The 2,178-nt window shown below is 51.6% G+C and carries 3 protein-coding genes; all 3 read right to left on the bottom strand.

Features of this window, described 5'->3' with window-relative positions:
- Window positions 1–150: 150 nt before the first annotated feature.
- Window positions 151–420: a maltose acetyltransferase domain-containing protein gene (locus tag NH454_RS22160; RefSeq protein ID WP_218313322.1), complete on the bottom strand. Its 270-nt coding sequence runs from the start codon at window positions 418–420 to the stop codon at window positions 151–153.
- Window positions 421–709: 289 nt separating this feature from the next.
- Window positions 710–982 carry a glutathione S-transferase N-terminal domain-containing protein gene (locus NH454_RS22155; protein ID WP_281716509.1) on the bottom strand — a complete coding sequence of 91 codons (273 nt, stop codon included), beginning with the start codon at window positions 980–982 and terminating at the stop codon, window positions 710–712.
- A gap of 25 nt (window positions 983–1,007) precedes the next feature.
- Window positions 1,008–1,925, bottom strand: coding sequence for a 4-hydroxybenzoate octaprenyltransferase (gene ubiA / locus NH454_RS22150; protein WP_199524880.1), 918 nt, complete (start codon window positions 1,923–1,925; stop codon window positions 1,008–1,010).
- Window positions 1,926–2,178: the final 253 nt, after the last annotated feature.

Raw genomic sequence — 2,178 nt, 5'->3', positions numbered from 1 at the left:
AATTTCGTTTTTGATGGCCATATCAGGGCTGTTCCGTATTAAATGTACGATATTTACCTAATTTGCCACACTTATAAGTAGTAACCCACCTCCGCAGCCATTTATTGGTGTGGTCTACAGAGGATTAAGTCTTTTTAGAGGGGAAAATCCCTAGAACCCCAAGTTGGCGTAAAAGTTGTCGCCGATGTGTATATTGCGTCCGAACTCGCAGCGGAACGTAGGTTCGAAATGAACCTGCTTACCCATTGAGCCGATAAGCTTCGTCAGAACGGCTTCACGCTTTTCCGCGTTTTGGCCGAAGCTGGCATTATAATCATTCGTCAGGAACACTGCTTCCTCACGAGCCGCCACGAGTTCAGACGTTAGATCGTTGTACATCTGCCCAGATCGGATGAGTTCAAACTGTTCGGCAAGTGTCATGCTATCTCCATTTAGAGCGTTTTCCTATCATAGTGGATCGTATCCGCATGATGGCCCCTGAACATTAAAGGGGCACAAATATACGGTAGGCCGATTTCACGCCTTTTGCGCAGCCTTCTTGATGGCAGTTACGAAGCCCGACAGTTCGGCCGGCGAGGTGAACCGGAACACCCGACCGGCAAATCCTTCCATTCGAGCAAGGTCGCGCTGTCGTTGCACCTTTCGGTAATTGATCACAAATCGGAAGAAGGCCCAATCAAAGCGTTCAGGACATCCTGGCGCGAGCTGATCACCGCGATTTCGGCCCAAACCGGATACCGTTCGTCGAATAACTCGCCACAGGCATAATGATGTTGGGTAATCGAGATGGATAAGCGTATTGTCTGGCAAGATAGCGGACGATGGCGTTCGATTCCCATAGGACTAAATCACCATCCTTCAGGCAGGGAACAAGGCCATTAGGGTTCATCGCGAGATAATCGGGGTCGCTCACCACGCCAAAGGTGCCACCCGCATTGATATGTTCATAGGTGAGGCCAAGTTCTTCAGCACACCAAAGCACCTTGCGGTTTCAGGATTTGCGCGACTTACCAAGTGCCCGCGAAGGCAGCGACCGCCAATAATGCCCCGGTCAGAATGTTCGACAGAAAGAGCCGGAAATTCAGCTCCGGCTTTTCGAGGTCAACACGCCATATCTGCCAAGCCAGATGAGCTGCAATAATAACCATACCGATAGCGTAGGGCATCGCCATGTCCAGTAACCACCCCCCAACCGCCCATGCCCCGACAGTCAAGGCGTAGAACAATCCGACGATAGCCTGCCCCCTGCGTCCAAATAGAATCGCTGTTGATTTCAAACCCAAACGGGTATCATCGGCTACATCGACATAAGCATACACCGTGTCATAGCCGATCTGCCACGCTATAGCGCCGACCCACATTACCACGGCTCCTGCTGGAATATTGCCTGACACCTCCGCCCATGCCATCAGCATTCCCCAATTGAACGCGGCCCCCAAAACAGCTTGGGGCCAATGGGTGAAGCGTTTGCAAAGCGGGTAAATGAATACCAGTGGCAGCACGCAAACTGCGACAAGCGCTGTGAATGGGCTTAAGAAAAACAATAGCAGCGCCGCCAAGGCGAGTTCGACGGCGAGGAATATTAGCGCGTGGCGCGTTCGAAGCTGACCACTCGCGAGCGGACGAAGGCGCGTCCGCTCGACATGCCCATCAAAGTTACGATCCGCAATGTCATTGGCTGTCGAGCCTGCGCTTCTCATCAAAAATGCGCCGAGAAAAAACACTACCAAAAGCCGAAATTCGGGGAGCCCTTGGGACGCTTGAATGAGCGCGGCAAGGCAGGGGAAAAAGGTGAGCCATATTCCTACCGGACGGTCGATCCGGGCAAGCCTTGCATAAGGACGCCAAGCAGCAGGCAACCAACGGTCAACCCAATCGCCAATATGAATATCGCTGAGGTCAGGACGGTTCAAAGTAGTCATCATGTGCTCCAATTCTGTGTCACAAAAATTCCGAAATTTGCGACATATTATACGAATAAAACCAGTGACGTAACAGGTTTCAGGAACTATGCGAACGACTAGCCCCCGTAGGCCCGCTCTCCTCATCTAGGGGTTCTAGGGATTTTCCCCTCTAAAAAGACATAATCCTCTGTAGACCACACCAATAAATGGCTGCGGAGGTGGTTTACTTTCAGCTTGGAGCCTAATCATCCACTATCGGCCTTGTTATTTCGCC

It is taken from the genome of Pseudoalteromonas sp. Ps84H-4 (assembly GCF_024124645.1).
GTDB lineage: Bacteria > Pseudomonadota > Gammaproteobacteria > Enterobacterales > Alteromonadaceae > Pseudoalteromonas > Pseudoalteromonas lipolytica_C.
The sequence above is the reverse complement of the archived record's forward strand: the minus strand, read 5'-3'. Positions and strand labels throughout refer to the sequence as shown.